The following is a 229-nucleotide window of genomic DNA, read 5'->3' as shown; positions in this document are numbered from 1 at the left end:
CGGGACCGGAGAGGAGGCGACGCTGGCCGAGCGGCTTGCCGGCAGCGAGGAGATCAAGCAGGTCAGCGCCAACGGCGAGCGCCGAGGCGAGGGGGAGGGCGCCCAGTGGCAGATCCTCGCCGTGCGGCGCCCGGCGAGCGCCGAGAAGCTGCGCGGCGCCGACGGCGCGGCCCATCTCGCGCTGGACCTCCTCCTGGGGACGGACGCAGCGCCGCGCACCCTGTACAAC

General features: G+C 76.0%; 1 pseudogene. It reads left to right on the top strand.

The annotated features are described in order from the left end of the window. A pseudogene (locus KVT44_RS57605) lies at positions 1-229 on the top strand (NAD-dependent dehydratase); the annotation flags it as partial.

Origin of the sequence: Streptomyces sp. GbtcB7 (assembly GCF_019091445.1) — a bacterium.
Classification (GTDB): Bacteria; Actinomycetota; Actinomycetes; order Streptomycetales; family Streptomycetaceae; genus Streptomyces; species Streptomyces mirabilis.
This window is presented reverse-complemented; position numbering and strand designations above follow the sequence as displayed.